Source organism: Cobetia sp. 10Alg 146 (assembly GCF_029846385.1).
Taxonomy (GTDB): Bacteria; Pseudomonadota; Gammaproteobacteria; order Pseudomonadales; family Halomonadaceae; genus Cobetia; species Cobetia marina.
The window spans coordinates 367,627-381,721 of sequence record NZ_JARWKT010000004.1; the positions used below are offsets into that span (position 1 = coordinate 367,627).

Consider the following 14,095-nt stretch of genomic DNA (forward strand, 5'->3'; position numbering starts at 1 on the left):
ACCACTCGTGCGGCTGATGCCAACTCTTCACGGAACTTTGGCCTTTGAGCTCCCTTCCACATGGCTTTCTAGTACTGTCCAGAAATTCTCTAAGCCACCTTCAAAAATTAACAATAACACAGAAAATAACTTGGCAACTTTCCATATTATATTCTCACAATAAAACTACCGCTCCAACACGCCCTCAGAGTTACTCTCATAGAACTTAAAAGCATCGTTAAGAATGCTAACAAAAGATTTAGTGAGACCGGACTTACCGCGCTGCCTAGGTAATATTAAGCTATAACGATAAGCAATGCGAGGTTCGAAAATCCGAACTATAAGCCCGAGTTTTTTATAGTGAAGAGCAGTAATTGGATCGACGAGTGAGACACCACTGCCTGCTAGCACAAATGCGCAGGCTGCATAATGTAGCTGAGTATCTACTACAAGCTGGCGGCTCACGCCGGCTTGCTTAAAAGTATAGTCAATTTTATGACGAATACTTTGTTCGGAACCAAGAGAGATAAAAGACTCTCCTTCTAGGTCTTGTGGTCTTATAATCTCTTTATTAAGTAATGAATGCCCTGGAGGAAGTACACAAACTAGTCGGCTGTCAGCCAGCGTTTCACATTCAATAGAAGGATCATTAATTTCTATGCCTGAGATAATTCCTAAATCGAATTGCTGGCTAGCAACTAAATCTATTACCTGCTGCGTACTACGCACTTGTAGAGTGACCGAAACCCCTGGATGTTGATTGCAAAAGCGATGTGTAAGGCTTGGTATAAATTCCATCGATACGGCTGGCATCGCTCCAATTCTTAAAGATCCTAAATGAAATTCACGTAGCTCCTCAGCAGCACGCGATAGCTTTTCCAATGAAACAAAAGCGCGTTCAACTTCTTCAAAGAAAAACCTCGCTTCGGGGGTTGGGACCAAGCGTCGACGACAGCGCTCAAACATTGTCACGCCAACTGTATTTTCAAAGTCGGACAGCAGCCTGCTGACAGCGGGCTGAGATATGCAAAGCACCTCCGCAGCAGCTCTTGCAGTACCACTGTTCATGACCGCGCGAAACGCCTCGATCTGACGGTACGTTAATTTTGCCATCCTCCCTCCCAGATGAAAACATCATGTTATCAAGTGATGTAAATAAACGACTTGATGTTATACATCTGCCCAGCGAATATGTCGATGACACATCGTCATGGCCCATCACCACAAGACAACAAACAAGAAGGCCTTATGGAAAGACTCTTCCGCTACCTCCTGACAGGGCTGATCAGCACCGTGGCTGCCTTTCAGTTCGTTCAGGTCATTTCGCGCTATGTCTTTGAGACTCCTCTTATGGGGCTTGAGGAGATGGCAATCATTCCCACCATCTGGCTGTACATCCTCGGAAGCGTAAACGCATCACGAGAGGACAACCAGATCAGGGCCAATGTGCTGGATATCTTCTTAAAAACATCTCGTGCTCGTGCCGTATTACAAGCCGTATCAGATGGCATCAGCATCATCGTCACTCTTTGGCTAAGCAGTTGGGCATGGGACTTCTTTTCCTACTCTTGGCGAGTTGGTAAGGAGACGCCAACGCTCTATCTCCCGACCTTTATCTATGAGTCAGCGCTATTCATTGGCCTGATCCTGATGGTGATTTTCATGAGCTGGCACTTTCTGCGCAATCTGACCTTCCTGATCGGCTGGCGTAAGGAGGCGGATCACCCTCTCGAGGAGCCGGAATATTCGGAAGCTACAGAAGAAAAAGAATACCAGTTGCTGACAGCCAAAAAACAGGAAAAGCACCATGATTGAGATCGCTCTACTGGCTTTTGCCATCCTGATCATTCTGCTCACCTTGGGCGTACCACTGCCCTTCTGTTTCGGTGCAGCCCTGATGGTCATGACCTTAGTCGGAGAAGCCACCATGCGTGGCATGATGGTGTGGGGTGCCAGTCAGCTAACCAACCCCGTTCTGCTCGCCATTCCTCTGTTCGTATTCGCTGGGACTCTGATGAGTGTCAGCGGCATAGCAGGCAGCTTGCTCAAGTTCGTCAACGTCTTCGTTGGCCGGATCCGTGGTGGCCTCGGCGTAGTGGCTTCTGTCAGCTGCGCGATCATTGGCGCCATTTCTGGCAGCGGTCTGACAGGTATTGCTGCGATTGGTCCGCTCTTGATTCCGGAGATGGAGCGCAAGGGATATCCCCGCGCCTATGCCACCGCATTAATCGCCAACTCATCTATTTTGGGACTGCTTATTCCTCCCAGCGTTACCATGATCGTATATGGCTGGGTCACTGACACCTCGATCCTTGCCAGCTTTCTAGCGACGTTAGGGCCGGGCCTGCTAATCATGTTTAATTTCGCTATGGTCAATATGGTCATGTCGCGAAATTTTGACCTTATCCTTGACGAGCCGCTTTCGATGGGTCAAATGATCCGTGATGCCGGAAGCCGAACCGTGCATGCCTTTCCTGCTCTGTTAATGCCCGTGATTATCCTAGGCGGCATCTATGGTGGCATCATGACTCCCACCGAAGCTGCAGCCATCGCCGTGATCTACGCACTGCCGGTGGGCTTCATGATCTATCGCGGTCTGACGTGGAAGACCCTACTGGAATCTGGGAAAGAGTCCGCCACCGCCGTCGGTGCCATTCTGATCATGATCCTGTTCAGCCTGATGCTTAGCCAGATCTACGTAATGGAAAGCATTCCTCAGGCTCTAGTCGACATGATCTTCGAGATCACCGACAACAAGTTCGTCTTGCTGCTGCTAGTCAATCTGCTTCTGTTCTGCATTGGCATGGTAGTCAATGATATCACTGCCATCATCCTTACCGCCCCCCTTTTGCTACCGCTAATGCAAGCGCTTGGGGTAACCCCCATACAGTTCGCCGCGATTATGGGAGTCAATACCGCTATGGGTGGTGTAACACCTCCCTACGCAAGCATCCTCTATTTGGGGGCGCGTATCGGCAAGGTGAAGTTCACCGAAGTCGTAAAACCCGCCATGATTCTGATCCTTTTCGGCTATATCCCGGTTGTCATATTGGTATCCGCTTGGCCTGACCTATCCGAGTATCTACCAAGGCTGTTCGGCTACTAAAACCACCCGTTAAAAAATGATGAAGGAAATAACAATGAAAACATCCATGTTCAAGAATCTCGCTCTGAGCACAACCCTCTCGATCGCCATGGTCGGTATAGCCGAGGCTACTACCCTCAAGCTATCTCATGTGCGTCCTCAGGACACCGCCATCGACCAGGCCGCCCAAGCCTTCGCCAGCGATATCGAGAAAGCTACCAACGGCGAACTAAAGATCCGCCTATTCCCAGCCAATGCCTTGGGCGATTACACCGTCGTCCAGGAGAGAGTGGGGCTTGGTGCCGTCGACATGGCCGTGCAGCCGCCGGCCTCTGGAACAGACAAGCGCTTCCAACTGGCCTATCTACCTTATTTGGTACAGAACTGGGATGACGCCCAACGGGTCTTTGCCACAGGAGCGCCGATGCGTGAAGAGATCGAGGAAATTTACGCCGATCAGAACATCCACGTGCTAGCCGCTTGGCCGGTCTACTTCGGCGGGGTCGCCCTCAACAGAGAACTCGAGAAAGCCGCCGACCCGATGATCGACAAAGGCGCTAAACTACGTGTCCCCCCCATGAAGTCATTCCAGCTGACTGCCGATAACATCGGTTTTATTGGCTCCCCACTCCCCTTCTCCGAGGCGTTCACCGCCGTACAAACTGGGGTAGTCGATGGCGTGATGGGCTCCGGCGCAGAAGGCTATTACGCATCATTCCGTGATGTGACCCAATACTACCTACCGATCAATACCCACTTCGAAATGTGGTACCTGCTGATCAATCAGGAAATCTACAAAGAACTCGACAGCGCACAGCAAGTCGCCCTTTCAGAAGCTGCTGCCAACTTCGAGACCGCTCGCTGGGGAAGCGCCGAAGCGGATCAAACGCGCAACGAAGGACTACTCAAAGAAGCCGGTGCAACCATCATTCCGGTCACTGACGAACAGATCGATGCTCATGCCCGCATTGTGCGTGAAAAGGTCTGGCCGGAAATCCTCGATGACATTGGTGCCGACTGGGCCAACGATGTGCTCGACAAGGTTCTCCAGTAAATCTGAAAGCCCGGTTACGCCGACCGGGCCCTTTCTCCCGATATAACAACTTCTCAGGATTTACCATGACGCAAACGACGACTCGCGGGTTGCGCCAGGCCGATGTGTGCCTGCTCGGCGGCGGCCTGGTCGGAATGGCAGTAGCCTTGGGGCTTCAACGCAACGGTCTTCAAGTGGCCGTCCTAGATGAAGGCGATACGGCGCTCCGAGCCTCACGTGGGAATTTTGGACTTGTCTGGGTGCAAGGCAAGGGCGATACCCTGCAGGAATACGCTGACATTTCGCGACGCTCCGCCAGACTATGGCCGTCACTGGCCAAGCACCTGCTTGAAACCACCGGGATCGATATACAACTCGAGCAGAACGGTGGGCTTTATCTATGCCTATCGGTAAAGGAGCTCGAGGCACGCGACACTATGCTATCTAAGATGCGCGAAGCCGCTGGAGGCGATTATCCATACCGCACCCTGAACCTCGCCGAAGTTAGAGAATACATCCCAGAAGCAGGAGATAGCGTCGCCGGCGCCACTTGGTGCCCGGAAGACGGCCACCTCAACCCCCTGTTACTGCTGCGTGCAATGACCGCTCGCTTTCTGGCGCTCGGCGGACGGATCAGCAATGGCGGCCGGGTTACCTCGATCGACGCCCTATCACCGGGGTTTCGCGTGCATGCACCTGACGGCAGCTGGGACTGCGAGCGTGTCGTACTCAGCGCGGGACTCGGCAATAGAGACCTCGCGCCCCAGGTCGGCATGTCCGCTCCATTGAAGCCCAACCGCGGCCAGGTACTGGTCGGCGAGCGCGTGCGTCCTTTCCTCAACTATCCCACCGGCCATGTCCGCCAAACTGGTGAAGGAACGATACAGGTCGGCGATTCTAAAGAAGACGTTGGCTTCGACGAAGGCACCACCACCGATGTCATGGCCAAGATAGCTAAGCGAGCCACTCGCATGTTTCCCCTGCTGCGAGACGTCAAACTGGTGCGCGCATGGGGCGCACTGCGCGTGATGACGCCCGACGGCTACCCAATTTATCAGGCCTCGACCGAATGCCCCGGGGCCTACTTGGTCACCTGCCACAGCGGCGTCACCTTGGGTGCCCTGCATGAAGGCCCAATCGCCAACTGGATAGCCAGTGATCAAACGGACTTACCGCTGGAGGTGTTCAGTGCCCAACGCTTTGCCCTTTAATCGCCTGGCCAGCTGCAACACCGAGATGGTCACAGTCTACGTCGACAACCAACCGGTGCGCATGCTAGCCCACGACAGCGCGGCCGCGGCGGTATTGGCCGCTGGCTGGCTACCCTCCCGCACTACACCAGCCAGCGGCACTCCGCGCGCGCCCTATTGCCTGATGGGGGCGTGCTTCGAGTGTCTGCTCGAGATCGACGGCGTCGCCAGTCAGCAAGGCTGCATGATCACCGTCCGCGAAGGCATGCACATTCATCGTCAACTCGGCGCCCGCGAGCTCCAGTTTTCACAGGAGAGATCCCCATGACCGCAAGGCAGTACGACCTAGCCATCATCGGGGCGGGCCCAGCCGGGATGGCGGCCGCTGCCGAGGCCGCCGCTCAGGAGCTCGACACAATAATAATCGATGAACAGGACAGCGTCGGTGGCCAGATCTACCGCTCGATTAGCACCCCGGCGCTGATGGACGAGCGCATCCTTGGCGCCGACTATTATCGTGGCCGCTCACTGCTCGAGTCGCTCAACGCCGCTGACGTCGATTACCTACCCAGCACCACCGTCTGGGCCGTCGAACCAGGCCTGACCCTGAACGTCTCCTGTCAGGGCAAAAGTCAGCAAGTCCATGCCAAGCGCCTTTTGATCGCTACCGGTGCACAAGAACGCCCGGTGCCTTTTCCCGGCTGGACGCTGCCGGGCGTGATGACCTGTGGCGCCGCCCAGGTGCTACTCAAGAGCAGTGCTCTAACGCCCCCTACGCCCCTCGTATTAGCGGGCAGCGGGCCACTACTAATGTTGATCGCAGTCCAGCTGACCCGGGCTGGTGTCCCGATCGAAGCCCTCCTCGACACCACACCACCTCACAACCTGTCGCGAGCGCTACACCACTTAGGCGGTGCACTTCGCAACCCTCGCCTACTCATGAAAGGTCTGGGGATGCTCGCCAAACTCAAGTATGCCGGTGTCAGGCACCTAAAGGGGGTCGAAGATCTGATCGCCGAGGCCGGGGACGGCGAGCACCTGAGCCAGGTGCGCTTCACGCATCGCGGTGAGGTCAAGCAACTGGCGTGTACCTCTCTCCTGGTCCACCAGGGTGTGGTACCCAATGTTCAACTGACTCGAGCTCTGGAGCTCAGCCACCAGTGGGATGACTTGCAGCAATGCTGGCGGCCGCAGCTTAACGCATGGGGTGAGACACCACATGCCGGCATCTTCGTTGCGGGCGATTCTGGCGGCATCGCCGGCGCCCAGGCCGCCGAGGAATCTGCACGGCTGGCGGTACTTGAGATGGCGGCTCAGCTCGGTAAGCTCAATGAGACCCAGCGTAACGAGAAGGCAAAGCCCCACCAGCGCCGCTCAGCGCATCACTTGGCCATTCGCCCTTTCCTCGACGCGCTGTATCAGCCAGCTAAGACCTTCCTTGTGCCCGCTGACGGCACTCTTGTCTGTCGCTGCGAGGAAGTCACCGCTGGGGAGCTTCGCCGAACCGTCGACGAAGGCTGCCGGGGGCCAAACCAAGCCAAGGCGTTCTGTCGAGCCGGCATGGGGCCTTGCCAGGGTCGGCTTTGCGGCCTGACGGTGTCACAGGTGATCGCCGAGCGCAGCGATCAGGCGATAGATGCTGTTGGCTATTACCACATCCGCTCACCGATCAAGCCACTTACGCTTGGTGAATTGGCCGACATTGATGACTAATGATCCTTTTATAGTGTTCTTGCTACAAGGAAAGACCCAACCATGTCCATTACTCGATATGAAACCGGTGTACGCATGAGCCGCGCCGTCATTCATCACGACACCATCTACTTTTGTGGTCAAGTGGCGGAAGACCGGCATGAGGATATCAGTGAACAGACTCGCACCATGCTAGCTAAAGTGGATGCCCTGCTTGAACGTGTCGGTAGTGACCGCGAGCACCTGCTCTCGGCCACTATCTACCTCAGGGATATGTCCCTGTTTGAAGAAATGAATCAGGTTTGGGACGCTTGGGTGCCGGAGGGTCATGCCCCGGCGCGAGCATGCGTGGAGGCGCGCATGGCCAGTCCTGAGCTTCTCGTAGAAATCTCCGTGGTGGCCGCACTAACTTAACAAATACTGTTAATCATATTATCGAGATTAATATCTCTAACAAATTCAACTTACTTATGGCGAGCTCGAGGAAATAATTTTCGAGCTCGCTGAATATATAAGCTAATATACTAAATCAAGATAGCCATCAGCCCTTCCACATATAATCACTCATAGAGCTATCACCCTCTATTTCATGAAGATTCGTTCCTAGTTGTAGGGTGCCGGATGATCGGATTTCACAACGAAGCTATCCTTTGTTAGTCTCGCGTGAGCTCATCAAGCAATTTATTCAGGAAAGGCTTCATGGACATCAAGCTGCATAAGCAAGCGACGACGACACCGAAAATTCGTGCCGACATCCAAGCAGCTCCTGCCGGCTTGACCAACAAAGATCTTGCTGGTCAGTTTGGGGTCAGCGTCTCAACTATCCAGCGCTGGCGTTATCGTGATGATGTCCTAGATCGTTCTCACACACGTCATAACCTACTGGCCACTCTGACCTCAGAACAGGAAGAGATAGTCATCGCCGCTCGTGAGTTACTACGGCTGGGACTCGATGATCTACTTGTCGTTGCTCGTGAATTCCTGAACCCCAAACTGTCACGTTCCGCGCTTCAGCGCATGCTCAAACGGCGTGAAGTGCCAACTCTCGCCAAGCTGGTGCGTCGAGACGCGGAAGGCGACGAGAAGCCTAAGCATCGGCCTTTCAAGGATTATGAGCCCGGGTATGTGCACATAGATATCAAGCATCTGCCCCAAATGCCTGGCGAAGATCACAAGCGTTATCTCTACGTCGCGATTGATCGTGCCACTCGGTGGGTGTATCTGGAGGTCAGATCAAGTCAATCTGCAAAGAATGCCCGGGCGTTCATGAAGCGTGTGGAAGAGGAGGCTCCCTTCACGATTCGAACCGTGCTCACGGACAATGGTAAATCCTTTACCGATCGCTTCACCGTGGGTGGCGAGCGTAAGCCCAGTGGGCATCATCTTTTAGATCAGGAATGTCAGAACCATGGCATTGAGCATCGACTGATCAAGCCAGGCAGACCCAAAACGAACGGAATGGTAGAGCGCTTCAATGGGCGTATCAGCGATGTGCTGGCGACTCGGCGTTATGACTCAAGTGAGGATTTAGAACAGACACTCGAGCGTTATTGCTGGCTCTATAACCACCACATTCCTCAGAAGGCACTACACCACAAAGCGCCTATAGCAGCAATAAAGGAATGGCAGGTCGAACGACCGGAGTTGTTTACTCAAGCTGTAATCAATCAGACGGAACCCGACACCTAGTTAGCTCCATTAGGCTCACTACTGGGTGCCCTCATTCGACATTCAAGAAGGCACCCCTGCAAGTCCTTTTAAGTTCAGTCTCGAGAGGCTTTTGTGATAAAGCCAGCCTCAATTCTGCATCGGGATGTTCTCTTCCCAGCGAAAGCCGATACCGCCGCCCTGCCATACACCATTCTCCAGCGGGCTGGGGCTATGGATATCCACCTGCAGCGGCAGGCCGAAGCCAAGTGCCAGATCCTTAGTGCCACGCACGATACTGCGATGCATGATCCGCAGGCCTTGCTCCTGTGCCGGCAAGTGCGCGCCGGGCGCGGCCCGATGAGCGACCGCCAGGTTATCGATGAACACGCCGTCGTTTTCCTGGTACTCGAAGTCGTGGGCGTAACCCTCGGTGAGTCCGTCATTCAAGATGGCGTTGTACTCACGGCAGAGCTGCGTCAGCTCTTCGGCGGTCAGCAGCCGGAAGGAGTCCTGATCGGGTAGCTTCTCGATCACTGCGCCGGTCATGCCCAGATGAAGCCAGATGCACTTGCGTCCGGAGTGGGGTGCTCGTGTACCACAGGATGTACGGCCCCGGAGGAGGAATTCACCGAAGCAAGACGGCGCCAGAAAGCCTGACGCTCGGTAGACAAGGCGTCATGGGCCGCGCCCTGATGGGCAAAGCAGGTACCGCCGCCTTTCTCGGCCGGGCGGATGATGTGGTAGCCAGAGTGCGAAAACGTATCGGTGTTGAAGCTGCCGTCGTTATGCCATTGCGGCCCGACACCGGGGATGCCGTGACGGCGATCGTTCGACAGCCGGAAGATGTGCCGGTTGCCATCGGGCGTGGCCGGATGCATCCCGTGAGTACTGTGCAGCTCCTTGCCGCCCCACCAGTAGCTGGCACGCAGAAAGTCATCGGCCTCCAGGGGCGTATCGCACTTGAAGACCAAGAAAACCCCGCTCGGCCATGATCTTCTCCAGCGTCTCAAGCACTGGTGCAGGCGGCGCGTCCTGAGCGGACAGATCAATTCCCCGCACCTCGGCGCCAATCGGCTCCAGCGGTGTGATGCTACCGCCGAATTGCTCGATGACAGCCACCTGTGCCAGGTCGAACGGAACGCCCGGCGCTGACTCGGCTACCTCAGTGCGTATTGGATTCGCCATAACACTGACCTCCTGTCGCGGCTCCCATGCTGGCGAGACGCTGATGTGTCATCAGGCCGCGCTATCGCTGCGCGACGACACCCGCGGCTCACAGACTCTCAGCGTGGGATGAATGTGTCAGCATTCTCGCAAACACATTCCCGTGCGCCAAACCCCAGCCCATCTAATCCCGAACGCCGCGAGTGGCCCATAAGGGTGACGCTGGTCAATCACGTCACTCGTATTTCTTCTGCCAACTCTTCACGGCGATGCGCTCCTTGAGCAGTTCCAGCATGTCGATCAGCACTTGTTCGGTGATCTGCTCCGTCCTTGGGTCAGTGCGTGCCCAAGCATCGAAACCACTCTCTGCCAGATGCCCCACCAGCGCCGAGAACTCCTTGGAGCGCAGGCCCGCCAAGGCTTCATCGACAAGGTGACAGGCCAGATCCGACAGCGAGCTTTCCAGCCCTTTCGTCAGCTGGGTGCCCATGGGCAGGCGCGAGACACGCTGGAGCTCCGGGCTCTCCGCCAGGGTGCGACTGACCAGCCCCTGCACATAGCGCAGGGTATCGTCGCGGTTCTGGGTATAGATATCCCCTGCCATGGTCTCGAGTCGTAGGCTGATCTCTTGGATCAAGGCCTGCTTGCGAGGCTCCACCACACGCTCGATCACCGACGATGAGAGGTCATCGCTATCGCGCAACTGCTGCTGCACGTTATCGAGCATGCGCAGGGAGATACGGTCCGTCAGCTCCTCCAGCAGGATGTCGAGATACTTGGCCGCCACTCCGTAGAGGTACCAGCGGCGAACATCGATCATACCGAGGCGTTGCAGACGGAACAGCAGCGAGATCACACGCAACACACGCAACAGACGGAAGCCGCTCAGCGGGATACACCCCAGCACGTCATACCAGTGCACGAAGGGATAGAAGAACCAGCGGTGGTAGCGCCGCTCCGCGATGGCCACTGCCCATCCCGCTAGCACATCGAGCAGGAAGACGGCGACGAACGCCAGGTCGATGGAGAAGAAGTTGGCGTGGATGTTCTGCTCATAGGCCGCATGCAACCCGGGTGTTACGGCCTCGAAGGCCGTGTTCAGCGGGGGGATCAGGAAGAGGCTATCGAACAGCAGCAATGCCAGATTGGCGATCACGAGCACGATGATGAACAAATCCCACCACAGATGTATCCGCTCCCTGGCGGACGAGGGCGTGCGGGTGGCTGGCATGACAACTCCTTGGCGATTGTTTCAGAATGCGTAACGCGTCTTCCTGACTCAGCCTACAACGCATCAGACGACCACGCTGGAAAGGTCGCTGTCTGCGAGAGCCACCAGCGCTCCCGGAGCACGTCCACCGGAAAGCACAGCCCCGAAATCGCCGTAGACAACCTATTAGTGAGGGAGACATCCGCATGAAACAAGCGCAAGTGATGACATGGGCTGCTGTGATGAGCGCAGCACTCACCCTGGGCGGCTGCGCAGGCGCTCAATCCGCTGGGGATTATCAAGGTGTCGACGAGCCACTGGAGAACACCTATTGGAAGCTGGTGACACTCGATAACCAGCCAACACCTGTGGTGGAGGGCAAGCGTGAAGCCCATATCGTTTTACATACACAAGACTCGCGAGTAGCCGGCTCCACCGGCTGCAATCGCCTGATGGGGGAATATCACCATGACGAGCAAGAACTCGGCTTCAGCCGTCTGGCCACCACGAGGATGGCATGCCCCGGTGAAGTAGCAACGCTCGAACGCGATTTCCTCGCGACACTCAATGACGTATCGGGCTGGCAGATAGAAGGCAAGACATTGACGCTGACCGATGAGCAAGGTGTGTCGCGTGCCCGCCTGGAGGCCGTTCACCTCTATTGAAGAGCCATAGGCCCCAGTGACAAGGTGTCGGGACGGGAAGAAATGCCGTGCACTGCTTCATCGCGCCTGAATCACTTGTCCCGCTCCAATTGTTTGCGGCATCCACGCCGCAAGACATTCCTGTCATCTCGCATGTTCGGACTGCAGGGAGCATGAAGGGACTCACCTCAGCATCACGCCTTTATCAGACGGTGAATTGTTTCTGGTAAAGGTCTATACCGGATAGGTCATCCGAGGCCCAGACTGCCGTGGACATCATGTGGGTCATTCTTTGCCCTCGCCACTCCCCGGCAGCCCTCAAGCGCGAGAGCTGGATGCATGACTCTGGCAGTGTGAGGCACCTCTCTCACTGCCTAGCTTGTCGTGAAGAAATTCAATGAAGGTACTGATCCGTCGACTTGCATACCTGCCTTCCGGAAACACAGCGTACAAATTCACTTCAGGGATTCGATAGTCATTCAGCACAACTTCCAGTCGTCCGGCCTCAATATCCTCTGCCACATCCACCATCGATTTAAATATCACTCCAGCCCCTGCAATCGCCCACTCACGCAACGCGCCACCATCGCTGGCCATTCGATTGCCCGCCACCGTCACGGAAAATACCTGCCCTGCCTCTTGGAACTCCCAATGGTTCTGGGGCGCTCCTGGGCGAGCGAGCACCATGCACTGGTGGGATGATAGCTCTGATGGATGTTGGGGGCGCCCTGCGTCCTGCCAATAAGCAGGTGCCGCACACACGACACGATGGGTACTGACGAGACGTCGTGACGTCAAGCTTGAGTCCGCCATCGGTCCATGACGAATGGCCAGATCAAATCGTTCATCGACCAGGTCCAACACTCCATCGGATAGCACGAGTTCAAATTTTACTTCCGGGTGCTGTGTCAGGAACTGATCGATCAGCCGTGGCAGGTGCGTGCGGCCAAAATCATTGGTCGCCGTCAGCCTGATGGTGCCACTCAGCGACCCTGTGCCCGAGATCCGCTCAAGAGCCTTGTCATACTCGGTCAGGATCCTTTCGCTGTCGTCTCGAAATTGTTCGCCTTCCGCCGTCAAATGCATGGCACGCGTTGTTCTGACGATAAGCTTGGCCCCAACCTGCTGCTCAAGCTTCTGTAAGGCCTGGGTGACCAATGACGGGGACTGGCCTCGCTGACGGGCGACCGCCGCCATTGACCCACGCTCACAGATATCCACAAAAAGTTTCATTAACGCCAAGCGATCCATTATTCACCACTTAGTGAAGGATGAATTCATCAGTCGAGCATTTATTAGCAAAACAAACAATGCCACTGTCAGGCCGACGACATGGGCGCCCCCCCTCCCATGATTATGCGCCACAGGACAGGAGAGTCTCATGAGCCAACATCACCTATTAGTCGCTGGCGCCAGTGGCGTCATCGGCCGTGCAGCAACAATGGCCTTTGAAGAGGCAGGATGGCGAGTCACGACACTCTCTCGCTCCTCAGAGGGCCCGGGAAGCGGACACCACGTCAGCGCCGATCTCCTGGATGTAGCCTCTTTACGAGATGCAAGTGATGTACTGAGCAGTGTGACGCACGTATTTTACGCCGCATTGAAACCGGATCCGGACCCTGCCACTGAAGCACAACAGAATGGCGACATGATGCGGCACCTCTTCCAGGTGCTTGAAGAATCCCAAGCGTCAATCGAGCATCTGGTCTTCGTACAGGGCGGAAAAGTCTACGGTGCTCACCTCGGGGTCTACAAAACACCGGCTCGAGAAGAGGACAGCCGGCATTTCCCCCCCAACCTGTATTTCGAGCATGAAGATCTGGCTCGCGAACTCGAACGCAAGGGGATTCGTTGGACCGCATTGCGTCCCGACATCGTGATAGGCCACTCCCTGGGTTCAGCCATGAACCTCGGCAACCTTATCGGTCTCTATGGCACGCTTTGCCGGGAGCTCGGTGTTGCCATGCAATTCCCCGGCACAGCGCGTGCCTACGATATCTTGCTGAATATCTGCGATGCCGATCTGGTGGGCAAAGCCGCCCTATGGGCCATCGCAGAGAACCAGCAAGGGCCCTATAACGTCACCAATGGTGATCAGATTCGGTGGCGCCACGTCTGGCCAGAGATCGCCAACTGGTTTGGGCTCGAGACTGGCGAGCCTCAACCTATTTCGTTGGAGACACGTCTCGCTGCCGTGTCAGGCACCTGGAAGACACTTGCAGAGCGCCAAGGACTTGCCGAGACAGATATCGACAAGATTGCGCAAGGTGGCTTCGGAGATTTCATCTTCCATGTCGAAAAGGACGCTGTCTTTGATTTGACGAAGGCTCGCCAAGCCGGCTTTGCAGAAATGTGTCGCCGCTCCCCCCAGAGCCTTATTCAGCACCTTGAGGCTATGAGGGAACACCGCCTGATCCCTTGACGCTTAATCACTCGACCCTCTGGTAC

Annotated in this window: 13 protein-coding genes and 1 pseudogene; 10 read left to right on the plus strand and 4 right to left on the minus strand. The window is 55.8% G+C overall.

All coding sequences use genetic code 11. The annotated features are described in order from the left end of the window. Nucleotides 1-165: 165 nt before the first annotated feature. Nucleotides 166-1,092, minus strand: coding sequence for a LysR substrate-binding domain-containing protein (locus tag QD172_RS09815; RefSeq protein WP_279855655.1), 927 nt, complete (start codon nt 1,090-1,092; stop codon nt 166-168). Nucleotides 1,093-1,176: 84 nt separating this feature from the next. On the opposite strand from QD172_RS09815, the gene QD172_RS09820 reads away from it, so the two are divergent. The 8 genes from QD172_RS09820 (at nt 1,177) to QD172_RS09855 (ending at nt 8,668) form a co-directional block, all read left to right on the plus strand. Then, a complete protein-coding gene (locus tag QD172_RS09820) occupies nt 1,177-1,794 on the plus strand; it encodes a TRAP transporter small permease subunit (protein ID WP_279855656.1) in 618 nt (205 codons plus the stop codon). Beyond that, nucleotides 1,787-3,085, plus strand: a complete 1,299-nt coding sequence (locus QD172_RS09825) for a TRAP transporter large permease (RefSeq protein WP_279855657.1) — start codon at nt 1,787-1,789, stop codon at nt 3,083-3,085. The genes QD172_RS09820 and QD172_RS09825 overlap by 8 nt, the downstream gene beginning before the upstream one ends. A 34-nt stretch (nt 3,086-3,119) precedes the next feature. Continuing rightward, complete coding sequence (gene dctP, locus QD172_RS09830) at nt 3,120-4,118, plus strand: TRAP transporter substrate-binding protein DctP (RefSeq protein WP_279855658.1); 999 nt, start codon at nt 3,120-3,122, stop codon at nt 4,116-4,118. Nucleotides 4,119-4,183: 65 nt separating this feature from the next. Next, on the plus strand, nt 4,184-5,308 hold the full coding sequence (locus QD172_RS09835; protein WP_191236806.1) for an FAD-dependent oxidoreductase: 1,125 nt from the start codon (nt 4,184-4,186) through the stop codon (nt 5,306-5,308). Next, complete coding sequence (locus tag QD172_RS09840) at nt 5,286-5,615, plus strand: (2Fe-2S)-binding protein (protein ID WP_217622020.1); 330 nt, start codon at nt 5,286-5,288, stop codon at nt 5,613-5,615. The genes QD172_RS09835 and QD172_RS09840 overlap by 23 nt, the downstream gene beginning before the upstream one ends. Next, complete coding sequence (locus QD172_RS09845; RefSeq protein ID WP_279855659.1) at nt 5,612-7,000, plus strand: NAD(P)/FAD-dependent oxidoreductase; 1,389 nt, start codon at nt 5,612-5,614, stop codon at nt 6,998-7,000. The genes QD172_RS09840 and QD172_RS09845 overlap by 4 nt, the downstream gene beginning before the upstream one ends. A gap of 42 nt (nt 7,001-7,042) precedes the next feature. Continuing rightward, nucleotides 7,043-7,393, plus strand: coding sequence for a RidA family protein (locus QD172_RS09850; protein WP_279855660.1), 351 nt, complete (start codon nt 7,043-7,045; stop codon nt 7,391-7,393). A gap of 285 nt (nt 7,394-7,678) precedes the next feature. Beyond that, complete coding sequence (locus QD172_RS09855) at nt 7,679-8,668, plus strand: IS481 family transposase (protein ID WP_279855661.1); 990 nt, start codon at nt 7,679-7,681, stop codon at nt 8,666-8,668. A 108-nt stretch (nt 8,669-8,776) separates the two neighbouring features. Here QD172_RS09855 and QD172_RS09860 read toward each other — a convergent pair. Further along, nucleotides 8,777-9,699, minus strand: a pseudogene (locus tag QD172_RS09860) (TauD/TfdA family dioxygenase). Between the two features lie 329 nt (nt 9,700-10,028). Next, a complete protein-coding gene (locus tag QD172_RS09865) occupies nt 10,029-11,024 on the minus strand; it encodes an ion transporter (protein WP_279855662.1) in 996 nt (331 codons plus the stop codon). 185 nt (nt 11,025-11,209) lie between these two features. Between QD172_RS09865 and QD172_RS09870 the strand changes: the two genes are divergently transcribed. Beyond that, on the plus strand, nt 11,210-11,668 hold the full coding sequence (locus QD172_RS09870; RefSeq protein WP_279855663.1) for an META domain-containing protein: 459 nt from the start codon (nt 11,210-11,212) through the stop codon (nt 11,666-11,668). 297 nt (nt 11,669-11,965) lie between these two features. On the opposite strand, the gene QD172_RS09875 is transcribed toward QD172_RS09870, so the two are convergent. Next, nucleotides 11,966-12,880 carry a LysR family transcriptional regulator gene (locus QD172_RS09875; protein ID WP_279855664.1) on the minus strand — a complete coding sequence of 305 codons (915 nt, stop codon included), beginning with the start codon at nt 12,878-12,880 and terminating at the stop codon, nt 11,966-11,968. A gap of 148 nt (nt 12,881-13,028) precedes the next feature. Between QD172_RS09875 and QD172_RS09880 the strand changes: the two genes are divergently transcribed. Beyond that, the gene (locus QD172_RS09880) at nt 13,029-14,069 is read left to right on the plus strand and encodes an SDR family oxidoreductase (protein WP_279855666.1); all 1,041 of its coding nucleotides are present in this window, start codon (nt 13,029-13,031) and stop codon (nt 14,067-14,069) included. The last annotated feature ends 26 nt before the right edge of the window (nt 14,070-14,095 follow it).